The following is a 13,640-nucleotide window of genomic DNA, read 5'->3' on the forward strand; positions in this document are numbered from 1 at the left end:
CCTTTAGGCTAGGAGTTAATTGTCGTGGCTAAAGAAAAATTTGATCGTTCCCTCCCGCACGTCAACGTTGGCACCATCGGTCACGTCGACCACGGTAAAACCACGCTGACCGCTGCTCTGACTCGTGTTTGCTCCGAAGTTTTCGGTTCGGCTATCGTTGATTTCGATAAAATCGACAGCGCGCCAGAAGAAAAAGCTCGTGGTATCACCATCAACACCGCGCACGTCGAGTACAACTCGAAGATTCGTCACTACGCTCACGTTGACTGCCCAGGTCACGCTGACTACGTGAAGAACATGATCACTGGTGCTGCCCAGATGGACGGCGCGATCCTGGTTTGCTCGGCCGCCGATGGTCCGATGCCACAAACCCGTGAGCACATCCTGCTGTCCCGTCAGGTAGGCGTTCCGTACATCGTGGTTTTCCTGAACAAGGCTGACCTGGTAGACGACGCTGAGCTGCTGGAACTGGTTGAGATGGAAGTGCGCGATCTGCTGAGCACTTACGACTTCCCAGGTGATGACACCCCAATCATCATCGGTTCCGCTCGTATGGCGCTGGAAGGCAAAGACGACAACGAAATGGGCACCACTGCCGTTCGTAAACTGGTTGAAACCCTGGACAGCTACATCCCAGAGCCAGTTCGTCTGACCGACAAGCCATTCCTGATGCCAATCGAAGACGTATTCTCGATCTCGGGTCGCGGTACTGTTGTGACTGGTCGTATCGAGCGCGGTATCGTTCGCGTTCAGGATCCACTGGAAATCGTTGGTCTGCGTGACACCACCGTCACCACCTGCACCGGTGTTGAAATGTTCCGTAAACTGCTCGACGAAGGTCGTGCGGGCGAGAACTGCGGCGTTCTGCTGCGTGGTACCAAGCGTGACGACGTTGAGCGTGGCCAGGTTCTGGTCAAGCCAGGTTCGGTCAAGCCGCACACCAAGTTCACCGCAGAAGTTTACGTTCTGAGCAAGGAAGAAGGCGGCCGTCATACTCCGTTCTTCAAAGGCTACCGTCCACAGTTCTACTTCCGTACTACTGACGTGACCGGTAACTGCGAGCTGCCAGAAGGCGTTGAAATGGTAATGCCAGGTGACAACATCCAGATGACTGTCACTCTGATCAAAACCATCGCGATGGAAGACGGTCTGCGTTTCGCTATCCGTGAAGGCGGTCGTACCGTCGGCGCTGGCGTCGTAGCCAAAATCATCGAGTAAGCTTCTCTTTTGAGATAGCTTCGGTGCTTTGAAAAAACCCCCGCCTAGCGGGGGTTTTTTTATTAGGTTGACACCTATCGGGGCCGTCTATAGAATTGCGCCTCCTTTTAACGGGCGTATTGCGCTCGGTGGGAATAGCAGCCGGAGTCTGAAATCCAATGCAAAATCAGCAAATCCGTATCAGGTTGAAGGCTTTTGACCATCGCCTGATCGACCAATCCACCCAGGAAATCGTGGAAACCGCGAAACGTACTGGTGCTCAAGTGCGTGGTCCAATTCCACTGCCTACCCGTAAAGAGCGGTTCACCGTTCTGGTCTCCCCGCACGTCAACAAAGACGCGCGCGACCAGTACGAGATCCGTACTCATAAGCGTGTACTGGACATCGTCCAGCCAACGGATAAAACCGTTGATGCGCTGATGAAGCTTGATCTTGCGGCAGGTGTGGAAGTGCAGATCAGCCTCGGCTAAGACTCGGTCTTAGTCGTGTAACGCTCTGAAATGGGCGGCCATAGCGGGTGAAAGCCCCGTACACTCATGAGGTTTACAACATGACTATTGGTGTAGTCGGTCGTAAATGCGGTATGACCCGTATTTTCACCGAAGAAGGTGTCTCCATTCCGGTTACGGTCATTGAGATCGAACCGAATCGCGTCACCCAGTTCAAAACTGAAGAAACCGATGGCTATCGTGCAGTGCAAGTCACTGTCGGCGAGCGTCGTGCTTCGCGTGTTACAGCTGCTCAAGCTGGCCACTTCGCTAAAGCGAACGTTGCCGCTGGTCGTACCGTAATGGAATTCCGCCTTGAAGACGGCGACTACCAGGCCGGCGATCTGATCAACGCTGAAATCTTCGCTGCTGGTCAACTGGTTGATGTAACCGGTCAGTCCAAAGGTAAAGGCTTCCAGGGTACGATCAAGCGCTGGAATTTCCGCGGGCAAGATAATACCCACGGTAACTCCGTGTCCCACCGCGTTCCAGGCTCTATCGGCCAGTGCCAGACTCCTGGTCGTGTATTCAAGGGCAAAAAAATGTCCGGTCATATGGGCGCTGAGCGCGTGACCGTGCAGTCCCTCGAAGTAGTGCGCGTGGACGCTGAACGCAATCTGTTGTTGGTCAAGGGCGCTGTTCCTGGCGCTACTGGCGGCAACTTGGTTGTACGTCCAGCAGCCAAGGCTCGCGGTTAAGGGGAAGCTGACATGCAATTAAATGTAAATGACGCTCAAGCGATCGAAGTTTCCGAACTGACATTTGGCGGCGAATTCAACGAGACGCTGGTTCACCAAGCAGTCGTGGCCTACATGGCCGGCGGCCGTCAGGGTAGCAAGCAGCAAAAGACCCGTTCCGACGTTTCCGGTGGCGGCAAGCGCCCATGGCGTCAGAAAGGTACTGGCCGTGCTCGTGCCGGTACTATCCGTAGCCCAATCTGGCGTGGCGGCGGTACCACTTTCGCAGCTCGTCCTCAGGATCACTCCCAGAAGCTGAACAAGAAGATGTACCGCGCAGCAATGCGTTCCATCCTTGCTGAGCTGGTGCGTACTGATCGTCTGGTCGTGGTTCAGGATTTCGCTGTTGAAACGCCGAAAACCAAAGACCTGCTGAACAAACTGACTGGCATGAGTCTGACCGACGTTCTGATCGTGTCTGACGCTGTTGATCAGAACCTGTACCTGGCTGCTCGCAACCTGCCACACGTTGATGTCCGTGACGTACAGGGTTCCGATCCAGTTAGTCTGATCGCATACGACAAGGTGTTGATCACCGTGTCGGCCGTGAAGAAATTCGAGGAGCTGCTGGGATGAACCAGGAACGCGTATTTAAAGTTCTGCTTGGCCCGCACGTTTCCGAGAAGGCTACGGTCCTGGCAGACAAGAAAGGTCAGTTCGTTTTCAAGGTTGCGACTGACGCAACCAAGCTGGAAATCAAGAAGGCCGTCGAAAGCCTGTTCAGCGTGAAAGTAGAGCGTGTGACTACCCTGAACGTCCTGGGTAAAAGCAAGCGCACTGCTCGCGGTCTGGGCAAGCGTAATGACTGGAAGAAGGCAGTTATCTCCCTTCAGCCAGGCCAAGATCTCGATTTCAGCAGCAGTGCTGAGTAAGGAAGGGGTGCATCATGGCAATCGTTAAATGCAAACCGACTTCCCCTGGCCGCCGTTTTGTGGTCAAGGTGGTCAACAAGGAGCTGCATAAAGGCGCTCCTCACGCACCGCTGCTCGAGAAAAAATCGAAGACTGGTGGTCGTAACAACAATGGCCGTATTACCACTCGTCACATCGGTGGTGGTCATAAGCAGCATTATCGTCTGGTCGATTTCCGTCGCAATGACAAAGATGGCATCGCTGCCACTGTCGAGCGTATCGAATACGATCCAAACCGTACTGCTCACATCGCTCTGCTGCTGTACGCAGACGGCGAGCGTCGCTACATCATCGCGCCTAAAGGCGTGAGTGCTGGCGACCAGCTGATCGCAGGCGCTCTGGCTCCAATCAAGCCAGGCAACGCTCTGCAGCTGCGCAACATCCCAGTGGGTTCCACCGTACACGGCATCGAACTGAAGCCAGGTAAAGGTGCACAGATCGCTCGTTCCGCTGGTGCTTCGGCTCAGTTGATCGCTCGTGAAGGTGTCTACGTGACCCTGCGTCTGCGCTCCGGTGAAATGCGTAAAGTGCTGTCGGAATGCCGTGCAACGCTGGGCGAAGTCTCGAACTCCGAGCACAGCCTGCGTTCCCTGGGTAAAGCCGGTGCCAAACGCTGGCGTGGCGTTCGCCCAACCGTTCGTGGTGTTGCCATGAACCCGGTTGACCACCCACATGGTGGTGGTGAAGGTCGTACCTCTGGTGGTCGTCATCCGGTATCGCCGTGGGGCTTCCCGACTAAGGGCGCGAAGACTCGTGGTAATAAGCGTACCGACAAAATGATCGTCCGTCGTCGCAAGTAAATAGAGGGATACGACAGTGCCACGTTCTCTGAAAAAAGGTCCTTTTATCGATCTTCACCTACTGAAGAAGATCGAAGTGGCGGCGGAAAAGAACGATCGCAAACCAGTTAAGACCTGGTCGCGCCGTTCCATGATCCTGCCGCAAATGGTCGGTTTGACCATCGCTGTGCATAACGGTCGTCAACACGTCCCCGTTCTCGTGAACGAAGACATGGTCGGCCACAAACTGGGCGAGTTTGCCGGTACCCGCACATATCGTGGGCACGTGGCTGACAAGAAAGCCAAGCGTTAAGGGGTTAGGAAATGGAAGTAGCCGCTAAGTTGTCGGGCGCTCGAATCTCCGCCCAGAAAGCCCGCTTGGTCGCCGACCAGATCCGCGGGAAGAAGGTGGGCGAAGCGCTCAACTTGTTGGCTTTCAGCAGTAAGAAAGCCGCCGAGATCATGAAGAAAGTGCTGGAGTCGGCCGTAGCCAACGCCGAGCATAACGAAGGCGCAGACGTTGATGACCTGAAGGTCAGCACCGTTTTCGTCAACGAAGGGCGTTCGCTGAAGCGCATCATGCCACGTGCCAAAGGCCGGGCTGATCGCATCGTCAAGCGGTCTTGCCATATCACTGTCAAGGTTGCTGACAAGTAACGGAGTCGAAGAGATGGGTCAGAAAGTACATCCCATTGGCATTCGCCTGGGAATCGTCAAGGAGCACACCTCCGTCTGGTACGCAGACGGTCGGACTTATGCGGACTATTTGCTCGCAGATCTGAAAGTGCGTGAGTACCTCCAAGACAAACTAAAAAGCGCGTCCGTAAGCCGTATCGATATCCATCGTCCGGCCCAAACTGCACGCATCACCATCCACACCGCTCGTCCAGGTATCGTTATCGGGAAGAAAGGTGAGGATGTTGAGAAACTGCGTCAGGACCTGACCAAGCAAATGGGTGTGCCTGTGCACATCAATATCGAAGAGATCCGCAAGCCGGAGCTCGACGGTATGCTGGTTGCCCAGAGCGTAGCTCAGCAGCTGGAGCGTCGTGTGATGTTCCGTCGCGCCATGAAGCGCGCCGTACAGAACGCCATGCGCATTGGTGCCAAAGGCATCAAAATCCAAGTGAGCGGTCGTCTCGGCGGTGCTGAAATCGCACGTACTGAATGGTATCGCGAAGGTCGTGTGCCACTGCACACCCTGCGTGCCGACATCGACTATGCCAACTACGAAGCTCACACCACTTACGGTGTGATCGGTGTAAAGGTTTGGATCTTCAAAGGCGAAGTAATTGGTGGTCGCCAAGAAGAACTGAAACCACAAGCACCAGCGCCTCGTAAAAAAGCTGCTAAGTAAGGGGTACGCCAAATGTTGCAACCAAAGCGTACGAAGTTCCGCAAGCAGATGACAGGCCACAACCGTGGTCTGGCTCAGCGCGGTAGCAAAGTCAGCTTCGGCGAGTTCGCGCTGAAGTCTGTAGCTCGTGGTCGTCTCACCGCTCGTCAGATCGAGTCAGCGCGTCGTGCTCTGACCCGTCACGTAAAACGTGGCGGCAAGATCTGGATCCGTGTGTTCCCGGACAAGCCTATTTCCAAAAAGCCCCTCGAAGTTCGGATGGGTAAAGGTAAGGGTAACGTGGAGTACTGGGTTGCCCAGATTCAGCCAGGCAAAGTCCTGTATGAAATCGAGGGTGTTACTGAAGAGCTGGCGCGTGAGGCTTTTGCCCTGGCTGCTGCAAAGCTGCCGCTCGCCACCGCTTTTGTTAAACGGACGGTGATGTGATGAAAGCGAATGAACTTCGTGAAAAATCAGCACAGCAGCTGAACGAGCAACTGCTCGGCCTGCTGCGCGACCAGTTCAATCTGCGTATGCAGAAAGCAACTGGCCAGTTGGGGCAGTCTCACCTGCTCTCGCAAGTTAAGCGCGATATCGCTCGTGTGAAGACTGTGCTCAACCAGCAGGCAGGTAAGTGATCATGGCTGAAGCCGAAAAGACCGTCCGTACGCTGACTGGCCGTGTTGTCAGCGACAAAATGGACAAGACCATCACCGTTCTGATCGAGCGTCGCGTCAAGCACCCGATCTACGGTAAATACGTTAAGCGTTCGACTAAGCTGCACGCGCACGACGAAACCAACCAGTGCCACATTGGCGACAAGGTCACGATTCGTGAAACTCGTCCGATGGCCAAGACCAAGTCTTGGGCGCTGGTTGATGTTCTCGAACGCGCTGTGGAAGTCTAAGGGCTAGGGGTCGGAGAAATTATATGATTCAGACTCAATCCATGCTCGATGTGGCCGATAACAGCGGCGCTCGCCGCGTTATGTGCATCAAGGTGCTGGGTGGCTCGCATCGTCGTTACGCTGGTATCGGTGACATCATCAAAGTAACCGTCAAGGAAGCAATTCCGCGCGGTAAAGTGAAGAAAGGCCAAGTGATGACTGCTGTCGTAGTCCGCACTCGCCATGGTGTCCGTCGTGCTGACGGCTCCATCATCCGCTTTGATGGCAACGCTGCTGTTCTGTTGAACAACAAGCAAGAGCCGATCGGCACCCGTATCTTTGGGCCAGTGACCCGTGAACTTCGTACTGAGAAGTTCATGAAGATCGTCTCGCTCGCCCCAGAAGTGCTGTAAGGAGATCCGACATGCAAAAGATTCGTCGTGACGACGAGATCATCGTGATCGCCGGCAAAGACAAAGGTAAGCGCGGTAAGGTGCTTAAGGTTCTCGCTGATGACCGTCTGGTCGTTGGTGGTCTGAACCTGGTCAAGCGTCATACCAAGCCTAACCCGATGTCGGGCGTACAGGGCGGTATCGTCGAAAAAGAAGCGCCACTGCACGCTTCCAACGTCGCCATTTTCAACGGCGAAACCAACAAGGCTGACCGCGTTGGTTTCAAAGTAGAAGACGGCAAAAAAATTCGTGTCTTCAAGTCGACCCAAAAAGCGGTTGATGCTTGAACACTGCTAGGTAGAAGACCATGGCACGACTGAAAGAGATTTACCGGAAGGAAATCGCTCCGAAGCTTAAGGAAGAACTTAAGCTGGCGAACGTGATGGAAGTTCCGCGCATTACCAAGATCACCCTGAACATGGGTCTGGGCGAAGCGATTGGTGACAAGAAAGTCATCGAGCACGCTGTGGCTGACCTGGAGAAGATCACCGGCCAGAAAGTCGTTGTGACTCACGCTCGCAAATCCATCGCAGGCTTCAAAGTCCGCGAAGGTTGGCCGATCGGTGTCAAAGTGACCCTGCGTCGCGATCGTATGTATGAATTCCTGGATCGTCTGCTGTCGATCTCCCTGCCTCGGGTTCGCGACTTCCGCGGCCTGAATGCCAAGTCCTTCGACGGTCGTGGCAACTACAGCATGGGCGTGAAAGAGCAGATCATTTTCCCGGAAATCGATTACGACAAGATCGATGCTCTGCGCGGTCTGGACATTACCCTGACCACCACTGCCAAGAACGATGATGAAGGCCGCGCATTGCTGCGTGCTTTCAAATTCCCGTTCCGCAACTGATTGGAGTAGGAAAATGGCCAAGAAGAGCATGAAAAACCGTGAGCTGAAGCGTCAGCTCACCGTTGCCAAGTACGCCACCAAGCGTGCAGCACTGAAAGCTATCATCGTCGATCTGAACGCAAGTCCAGAAGCACGTTGGGAAGCTTCGGTAGCCCTGCAGAAGCAGCCACGTGACGCCAGCGCCTCGCGCATGCGTAACCGCTGCCGCATCACTGGTCGTCCGCACGGCGTTTACCGCAAGTTCGGCCTCGGCCGTAACAAGCTGCGTGAAGCGGCCATGCGTGGTGACGTACCAGGTCTGGTTAAAGCCAGCTGGTAAGCCATACCGCCCAAGTCTCGGTGGTCGGACTCGCAAGAACCGACCATCGGTGACCTTGAGTATGAATCAAGCCCCTTTTGGGGCTTGATTCATTTCCGGGGTGTGTCTAGAATGACCGGCTCGCCTGAGCCTGCACTTTTTACGTGCAGAGACACTCGGCGACAGTTGTAGCCGCAAGGCTAATTCTTTTTGTATCAGGAGCGTCTAGCCCATGAGTATGCAGGACCCGTTAGCGGACATGCTAACTCGAATCCGTAATGCCCAGATGGCTGAAAAGTCCGTCGTAAGCATGCCGTCTTCCACGTTGAAGGTGGCTGTAGCAAAAGTCCTGAAGGACGAAGGTTACATCGCGGGTTATCAGATCAGCAGCGAAACCAAGCCGTTGCTATCCATCGAGCTGAAATACTTCGAAGGCCGTCCGGTCATCGAGGAAGTGAAGCGCGTTAGCCGTCCAGGCCTGCGTCAGTACAAGTCCGTTGAGGATCTGCCGAAAGTTCGTGGCGGTCTCGGCGTGTCTATCGTCTCCACCAACAAAGGTGTGATGACGGATCGTGCTGCGCGCGCTGCCGGTGTCGGCGGCGAAGTTCTTTGCACTGTGTTCTAAGGGGGGATAAGCATGTCTCGCGTCGCTAAGAACCCCGTTAAGCTGCCAGCCGGTGTCGAAGTAAAATTCGCAGGCCAACAGCTTTCGGTGAAGGGTGCCAAGGGTACTCTTGAACTGAACATCCATTCGTCCGTTGAGATCGTTGAAGAAGCGGGTGAGCTGCGTTTCGCTGCTCGCAATGGCGATCAACAAACTCGCGCAATGGCCGGTACCACGCGTGCGTTGGTAAACAACATGGTCCAAGGCGTAAGCCAAGGCTTCGAGCGCAAGCTCCAGCTGGTCGGTGTTGGTTACAAAGCGCAAGCAAAAGGCACGGTTTTGAACCTGGCCCTTGGCTTCTCGCACCCAGTGGATTACGAACTGCCGGAAGGCATCACCGCTGAGACCCCTAGCCAAACCGATATCCTGATCAAGGGCATCGATAAGCAGCTGGTAGGTCAGGTGGCCGCTGAGATCCGCGACTTCCGTCCACCAGAGCCGTACAAAGGCAAAGGTGTGCGCTACGCGGACGAAGTCGTCCGTCGTAAAGAAGCCAAGAAGAAGTAGGGCATAGCAAATGACCGACAAAAAAGTTACTCGACTGCGTCGCGCTCGCAAAGCACGCCTGAAAATGCACGAACTCGAAGTCGTGCGTCTCTGCGTGTTCCGCTCTTCGCAGCACATCTACGCCCAGGTCATTTCGGCCGACGGCAACAAAGTTCTGGCAAGTGCCTCGACTTTGGACAAAGAACTGCGTGATGGTGCCACTGGCAACATCGACGCGGCCACTAAGGTTGGCCAGCTGGTCGCTACGCGTGCTAAAGCCGCTGGCGTCTCGCAGGTGGCTTTCGACCGCTCTGGCTTCAAGTATCACGGCCGCGTCAAGGCGCTGGCTGATGCTGCTCGTGAAGCTGGGCTGGAGTTCTAAGTTATGTCAAATAACGACCAAAAGCGCGACGAAGGCTACATCGAGAAGCTGGTTCAAGTTAACCGCGTAGCCAAAACCGTTAAAGGCGGCCGTATCTTCACCTTCACCGCGTTGACCGTGGTGGGTGATGGTAAAGGCCGTGTAGGCTTCGGCCGTGGCAAGTCACGTGAAGTGCCTGCCGCGATCCAGAAGGCTATGGAAGCTGCTCGCCGCAACATGATCCAGGTTGATCTGAACGGCACCACTCTGCAGTACGCCATGAAGTCCGCCCACGGCGCTTCGAAGGTTTACATGCAGCCTGCTTCTGAAGGTACCGGTATCATCGCTGGCGGCGCTATGCGTGCTGTCCTCGAAGTGGCTGGTGTGCAGAACGTTCTGGCCAAGTGCTACGGCTCGACTAACCCGGTAAACGTGGTACACGCCACTTTCAAAGGTTTGAAGGCTATGCAGTCCCCTGAGTCCATTGCTGCCAAGCGCGGCAAAACTGCAGCGGAGATCATGTGATCATGGCAACCGTTAAAGTAACGCTGATCAAAAGCATGACCGGCCGCATCCCTAACCACAGACTGTGCGTTAAGGGTCTGGGTCTGCGTCGCATCGGTCACACTGTAGAAGTCCAGGATACTCCCGAGAATCGCGGGATGATCAACAAGGCTTACTACATGCTGCGTGTAGAGGGTTAATCGATGAAACTCAATGATCTGAGTCCAGCGCCGGGTTCCCGTCGCGAAAAGCATCGTCCGGGCCGTGGTATCGGTAGCGGTTTGGGTAAGACCGGTGGCCGTGGCCACAAAGGTCAGACCTCCCGCTCCGGTGGCACCATTGCTCCAGGCTTTGAAGGCGGCCAACAGCCGCTGCATCGTCGCCTGCCGAAATTCGGTTTCGTTTCCCTGAAAGCCATGGACCGCGCAGAAGTGCGTCTGTCCGAGCTGGCCAAAGTGGACGGCGACATCGTCACCGTGCAGTCCCTGAAAGATGCCAACGTGATCAACCAGAACGTACAGCGTGTGAAAATCATGCTGTCGGGCGAAGTGACTCGCGCAGTAACTATCAAGGGTATCGCAGCCACCAAAGGTGCGCGTGCGGCTATCGAAGCAGCTGGCGGCAAGTTCGAGGAATAAATGGCTAAGCAAGGTGCTCTCTCAGCGCTCAGCAAAGGCGGGTTATCCGAGCTCTGGGCTCGACTGCGTTTTCTATTCCTGGCGATTATCGTCTACCGGATAGGCGCACACATCCCAGTTCCTGGTATCAACCCGGACCGGCTGGCGGACCTGTTTCGACAGAATGAGGGGACCATTCTTAGCTTGTTCAACATGTTTTCCGGCGGCGCGCTGGAGCGGATGAGTATTTTTGCACTGGGGATCATGCCGTACATTTCGGCATCGATCATCATGCAACTGATGTCCGCCGTCAGCCCGCAGCTGGAGCAGTTGAAGAAGGAAGGTGAGGCTGGTCGTCGTAAGATCAGCCAATACACCCGCTATGGCACCGTCGTCCTGGCACTTGTTCAAGCCATTGGCATGTCCATTGGCCTGGCTAACCAGGGCGTCTCGTTTAGTGCTGGCATCAGCTTCCATTTCGTTGCGGTGTCCACTTTCGTGGCTGGCGCGATGTTCATGATGTGGTTGGGCGAGCAGATTACCGAGCGCGGTGTAGGTAACGGTATCTCGATGTTGATCTTTTCGGGTATCGTCGCCGGTCTTCCGAGAGCAATCGGGCAGTCTTTCGAGTCTGCGCGTCAGGGCGATATCAACATCTTCGCTCTGGTTGCCATCGGTTTGCTGGCAGTAGCGATCATCGGTTTCGTGGTGTTCATTGAGCGTGGCCAGCGTCGTATTGCTGTTCACTACGCCAAGCGTCAGCAGGGCCGCAAGGTCTTCGCTGCGCAGACCAGCCACCTGCCGCTGAAGGTGAATATGGCCGGTGTTATTCCTGCTATCTTCGCGAGCAGCATTTTGCTGTTCCCGGCTTCGCTGGGTGCCTGGTTCGGTCAGTCTGAAGGTATGGGCTGGTTGCAGGACATCTCGCAGTCGATCGCTCCTGGTCAGCCGTTGAATATTCTGCTGTTTAGTGCAGGGATTATTTTCTTCTGCTTCTTCTATACGGCGTTGATGTTCAATCCGAAAGACGTAGCGGAAAACCTGAAGAAGTCCGGTGCCTTTATTCCGGGTATCCGTCCAGGCGAGCAGTCGGCGCGCTACATTGATGGCGTTCTGACCCGTTTGACCATGTTCGGTGCTCTTTATATGACGGCCGTGTGCCTGCTGCCCCAGTTTCTGGTGGTTGCGGCAAACGTTCCGTTCTACCTTGGCGGGACCTCGTTGCTGATCGTGGTCGTGGTTGTGATGGACTTCATGTCCCAAGTACAATCGCACCTCGTTTCGCACCAGTACGAATCCCTGATGAAGAAAGCCAACCTGAAGGGTTACGGCAGCGGCATGCTGCGCTGACCCATAAGGTTCGAGGAGTTGGTGATGAAAGTTCGTGCATCGGTGAAAAAGCTGTGCCGTAACTGCAAGATTATTCGCCGCGAAGGTGTGGTTCGAGTAATTTGCAGCGCGGAACCGCGTCACAAACAGCGCCAAGGCTGAGTGTGATCTGCTAAAAGCCCAGCAGCTAGTGCGCTGCTGGGTTGATTATTTGTTATTACAGCGATATTATCTCGCGCCCTATTTCTTGGCTTCCGGGGCGTAGGTAGCTGTCAATTGGAGTCCCACTGAATGGCCCGTATTGCAGGCGTTAACATTCCAGATAACAAGCACACTGTTATCTCGCTGACCTACATCTATGGTGTTGGTCGCACTACCGCACAGAAAATTTGTGCGGTGACTGGGGTCAACCCAGCCGCAAAGATCAAGGATCTGAGCGACGAGCAGATTGAACAGCTGCGTGGCGAAGTGGCGAAGTTCACCACTGAAGGTGACCTGCGTCGCGAAATCAACATGAAAATCAAACGCTTGATGGACTTGGGCTGCTACCGCGGTCTGCGCCATCGTCGTGGTCTGCCAGTACGCGGTCAGCGTACCAAGACCAACGCGCGTACTCGCAAAGGTCCGCGTAAGCCGATCCGCAAGTAATCGCACCAGCGAATCGACAGGAATCTAGTCATGGCAAAACCTGCTGCTCGTCCTCGTAAGAAAATCAAAAAGACAGTGGTTGATGGCATCGCCCACATCCACGCGTCTTTCAACAACACCATCGTGACCATTACCGACCGTCAAGGTAACGCTCTTTCCTGGGCTACCTCCGGTGGTTCGGGTTTCCGCGGTTCCCGCAAGTCCACCCCGTTCGCTGCTCAAGTAGCTGCTGAACGTGCTGGTCAAGCTGCGCTGGAATATGGCCTGAAAAACCTCGACGTCAACGTCAAAGGTCCAGGTCCAGGTCGTGAGTCCGCTGTCCGTGCATTGAACGGCTGTGGCTATAAGATCGCCAGCATCACCGACGTGACGCCAATCCCGCACAACGGGTGCCGTCCGCCGAAGAAGCGCCGCGTGTAATCCAGGAGATTGTAAAGAATGGCTCGTTACATTGGTCCAAAATGCAAACTGGCTCGTCGCGAAGGCACCGATCTCTTCCTGAAGAGCGGCGTGCGCGCTATCGAATCCAAGTGCAACATCGAAGCAGCACCTGGTATCCACGGCCAACGCCGCGGTCGCCAGTCCGACTACGGCACCCAACTGCGTGAAAAGCAGAAGGTCCGTCGTATTTATGGCGTTCTTGAGCGTCAGTTCAGCGGCTACTACAAAGAAGCTGCCGGCCGTAAAGGCGCAACCGGTGAAAACCTGCTGCAACTGCTCGAATGCCGTCTGGACAACGTTGTATACCGTATGGGTTTTGGCTCGACTCGTGCCGAATCCCGTCAACTGGTATCGCACAAGTCGATCAGCGTTAACGGCAAAACCGTCAACGTCCCGTCCTACCAGGTTCGTGCTGGTGACGTGGTAGCTATTCGTGAGAAAGCTAAGAATCAACTGCGCATTGTCCAGGCTCTCGATCTGTGTGCCCAGCGTGGCCGCGTAGAATGGGTAGAAGTGGACACTGAGAAGAAGTCGGGCGTTTTCAAGAACGTGCCTGCTCGCAGTGACCTCTCCGCCGACATCAACGAAAGCCTGATTGTCGAGCTCTACTCCAAGTAAGGGCTAGAAAATAGGTGCAT

27 protein-coding genes are annotated in these 13,640 nt (G+C 55.1%); all 27 read left to right on the plus strand.

Going from position 1 to position 13,640, the window contains the following annotated elements; genetic code table 11:
- The first annotated feature begins 24 nt into the window (after positions 1-24).
- Entirely contained in the window at positions 25-1,218 is a 1,194-nt protein-coding gene (gene tuf, locus M5B99_RS21615; protein WP_027924378.1) for an elongation factor Tu, read from the plus strand.
- Positions 1,219-1,376: 158 nt separating this feature from the next.
- The gene (rpsJ, locus tag M5B99_RS21620; RefSeq protein WP_003186070.1) at positions 1,377-1,688 is read left to right on the plus strand and encodes a 30S ribosomal protein S10; all 312 of its coding nucleotides are present in this window, start codon (positions 1,377-1,379) and stop codon (positions 1,686-1,688) included.
- 80 nt (positions 1,689-1,768) lie between these two features.
- Positions 1,769-2,404, plus strand: coding sequence for a 50S ribosomal protein L3 (rplC, locus tag M5B99_RS21625; RefSeq protein WP_003194649.1), 636 nt, complete (start codon positions 1,769-1,771; stop codon positions 2,402-2,404).
- A gap of 12 nt (positions 2,405-2,416) precedes the next feature.
- Entirely contained in the window at positions 2,417-3,019 is a 603-nt protein-coding gene (gene rplD / locus M5B99_RS21630; RefSeq protein ID WP_121135086.1) for a 50S ribosomal protein L4, read from the plus strand.
- Complete coding sequence (rplW, locus tag M5B99_RS21635; protein ID WP_002555488.1) at positions 3,016-3,315, plus strand: 50S ribosomal protein L23; 300 nt, start codon at positions 3,016-3,018, stop codon at positions 3,313-3,315. Before rplD ends, rplW begins: the two co-directional genes overlap by 4 nt.
- Before the next feature lie 14 nt (positions 3,316-3,329).
- The gene (gene rplB / locus M5B99_RS21640) at positions 3,330-4,154 is read left to right on the plus strand and encodes a 50S ribosomal protein L2 (protein ID WP_100944355.1); all 825 of its coding nucleotides are present in this window, start codon (positions 3,330-3,332) and stop codon (positions 4,152-4,154) included.
- Positions 4,155-4,170: 16 nt separating this feature from the next.
- The gene (gene rpsS / locus M5B99_RS21645; protein ID WP_002555486.1) at positions 4,171-4,446 is read left to right on the plus strand and encodes a 30S ribosomal protein S19; all 276 of its coding nucleotides are present in this window, start codon (positions 4,171-4,173) and stop codon (positions 4,444-4,446) included.
- A gap of 11 nt (positions 4,447-4,457) precedes the next feature.
- Positions 4,458-4,790 (plus strand): 50S ribosomal protein L22, encoded by a 333-nt coding sequence (gene rplV / locus M5B99_RS21650; protein ID WP_003103908.1) that lies wholly within the window; start codon positions 4,458-4,460, stop codon positions 4,788-4,790.
- 13 nt (positions 4,791-4,803) lie between these two features.
- On the plus strand, positions 4,804-5,490 hold the full coding sequence (gene rpsC / locus M5B99_RS21655; RefSeq protein ID WP_008065719.1) for a 30S ribosomal protein S3: 687 nt from the start codon (positions 4,804-4,806) through the stop codon (positions 5,488-5,490).
- Between the two features lie 12 nt (positions 5,491-5,502).
- Positions 5,503-5,916 carry a 50S ribosomal protein L16 gene (gene rplP, locus M5B99_RS21660; protein ID WP_003232424.1) on the plus strand — a complete coding sequence of 138 codons (414 nt, stop codon included), beginning with the start codon at positions 5,503-5,505 and terminating at the stop codon, positions 5,914-5,916.
- Positions 5,916-6,107, plus strand: coding sequence for a 50S ribosomal protein L29 (rpmC, locus tag M5B99_RS21665; protein ID WP_002555481.1), 192 nt, complete (start codon positions 5,916-5,918; stop codon positions 6,105-6,107). Before rplP ends, rpmC begins: the two co-directional genes overlap by 1 nt.
- 2 nt (positions 6,108-6,109) lie before the next feature.
- Positions 6,110-6,376, plus strand: coding sequence for a 30S ribosomal protein S17 (gene rpsQ, locus M5B99_RS21670; RefSeq protein WP_003194644.1), 267 nt, complete (start codon positions 6,110-6,112; stop codon positions 6,374-6,376).
- A gap of 23 nt (positions 6,377-6,399) precedes the next feature.
- Positions 6,400-6,768, plus strand: coding sequence for a 50S ribosomal protein L14 (rplN, locus tag M5B99_RS21675; RefSeq protein WP_002555479.1), 369 nt, complete (start codon positions 6,400-6,402; stop codon positions 6,766-6,768).
- 11 nt (positions 6,769-6,779) lie between these two features.
- Positions 6,780-7,094, plus strand: coding sequence for a 50S ribosomal protein L24 (gene rplX / locus M5B99_RS21680; RefSeq protein ID WP_007896770.1), 315 nt, complete (start codon positions 6,780-6,782; stop codon positions 7,092-7,094).
- A 20-nt stretch (positions 7,095-7,114) separates the two neighbouring features.
- On the plus strand, positions 7,115-7,654 hold the full coding sequence (gene rplE, locus M5B99_RS21685) for a 50S ribosomal protein L5 (RefSeq protein WP_040071276.1): 540 nt from the start codon (positions 7,115-7,117) through the stop codon (positions 7,652-7,654).
- A gap of 13 nt (positions 7,655-7,667) precedes the next feature.
- Positions 7,668-7,973, plus strand: coding sequence for a 30S ribosomal protein S14 (rpsN, locus tag M5B99_RS21690; RefSeq protein WP_100944356.1), 306 nt, complete (start codon positions 7,668-7,670; stop codon positions 7,971-7,973).
- A 211-nt stretch (positions 7,974-8,184) separates the two neighbouring features.
- Positions 8,185-8,577: a 30S ribosomal protein S8 gene (gene rpsH / locus M5B99_RS21695; protein ID WP_003228724.1), complete on the plus strand. Its 393-nt coding sequence runs from the start codon at positions 8,185-8,187 to the stop codon at positions 8,575-8,577.
- Positions 8,578-8,589: 12 nt separating this feature from the next.
- On the plus strand, positions 8,590-9,123 hold the full coding sequence (gene rplF, locus M5B99_RS21700) for a 50S ribosomal protein L6 (protein ID WP_003176412.1): 534 nt from the start codon (positions 8,590-8,592) through the stop codon (positions 9,121-9,123).
- 10 nt (positions 9,124-9,133) lie between these two features.
- Positions 9,134-9,484, plus strand: coding sequence for a 50S ribosomal protein L18 (rplR, locus tag M5B99_RS21705; RefSeq protein ID WP_003186037.1), 351 nt, complete (start codon positions 9,134-9,136; stop codon positions 9,482-9,484).
- Positions 9,485-9,487: 3 nt separating this feature from the next.
- A complete protein-coding gene (rpsE, locus tag M5B99_RS21710) occupies positions 9,488-9,988 on the plus strand; it encodes a 30S ribosomal protein S5 (RefSeq protein WP_248800143.1) in 501 nt (166 codons plus the stop codon).
- A gap of 2 nt (positions 9,989-9,990) precedes the next feature.
- Entirely contained in the window at positions 9,991-10,167 is a 177-nt protein-coding gene (rpmD, locus tag M5B99_RS21715; protein ID WP_191485938.1) for a 50S ribosomal protein L30, read from the plus strand.
- A 3-nt stretch (positions 10,168-10,170) separates the two neighbouring features.
- Positions 10,171-10,605 (plus strand): 50S ribosomal protein L15, encoded by a 435-nt coding sequence (gene rplO / locus M5B99_RS21720; protein WP_103495384.1) that lies wholly within the window; start codon positions 10,171-10,173, stop codon positions 10,603-10,605.
- Positions 10,606-11,934: a preprotein translocase subunit SecY gene (gene secY / locus M5B99_RS21725; RefSeq protein ID WP_177095600.1), complete on the plus strand. Its 1,329-nt coding sequence runs from the start codon at positions 10,606-10,608 to the stop codon at positions 11,932-11,934.
- A 24-nt stretch (positions 11,935-11,958) separates the two neighbouring features.
- A complete protein-coding gene (rpmJ, locus tag M5B99_RS21730) occupies positions 11,959-12,075 on the plus strand; it encodes a 50S ribosomal protein L36 (RefSeq protein ID WP_002555468.1) in 117 nt (38 codons plus the stop codon).
- Between the two features lie 129 nt (positions 12,076-12,204).
- Positions 12,205-12,561 (plus strand): 30S ribosomal protein S13, encoded by a 357-nt coding sequence (rpsM, locus tag M5B99_RS21735; protein WP_003186020.1) that lies wholly within the window; start codon positions 12,205-12,207, stop codon positions 12,559-12,561.
- Between the two features lie 30 nt (positions 12,562-12,591).
- Entirely contained in the window at positions 12,592-12,981 is a 390-nt protein-coding gene (gene rpsK, locus M5B99_RS21740) for a 30S ribosomal protein S11 (RefSeq protein ID WP_007924177.1), read from the plus strand.
- A gap of 18 nt (positions 12,982-12,999) precedes the next feature.
- Entirely contained in the window at positions 13,000-13,620 is a 621-nt protein-coding gene (gene rpsD / locus M5B99_RS21745; RefSeq protein WP_017123253.1) for a 30S ribosomal protein S4, read from the plus strand.
- Positions 13,621-13,640: the final 20 nt, after the last annotated feature.

The sequence above is a fragment of the Pseudomonas sp. MWU13-2100 genome (genome assembly GCF_023242365.1).
GTDB lineage: Bacteria > Pseudomonadota > Gammaproteobacteria > Pseudomonadales > Pseudomonadaceae > Aquipseudomonas.